This is a genomic window from Paraburkholderia sp. SIMBA_027 (assembly GCF_046535315.1).
Taxonomy (GTDB): domain Bacteria; phylum Pseudomonadota; class Gammaproteobacteria; order Burkholderiales; family Burkholderiaceae; genus Paraburkholderia; species Paraburkholderia tropica.
Map to the genome: position 1 here is coordinate 1 of NZ_JAWRWY010000372.1, position 281 is coordinate 281.

General features: G+C 56.9%; 1 protein-coding gene. It reads right to left on the bottom strand.

Annotated features, from left to right (window positions below; genetic code table 11):
• Positions 1-80: 80 nt before the first annotated feature.
• The coding region (locus SB764_RS39475; protein WP_410866680.1) for a hypothetical protein at positions 81-281 on the bottom strand (201 nt) is incomplete at its 5' end.

Consider the following 281-nt stretch of genomic DNA (forward strand, 5'->3'; position numbering starts at 1 on the left):
CCCAGGCCAGCCAATGTGTGGCCACGGGGAAGAGCGCCACTAAGACCAGGCAGCCAGGTAGCCAGAACCAGAAACTGCTTTCAGCAACGCATCACCATGGTCAACGGACTTGAGGCATTGGTGGAGAAGACCAGAAGACACCAGACGCAAAACAACCAAAGTACCATCGTCACGATGCTTCGGTGCCAGGGCCGGCGAGTGAGCGCCCGAGCCATGGCGGCATAATCCCGCGCGGTAAGGGCATAGGTGATCTTGTACTCAGGTTCAATTTGCATTGAGAC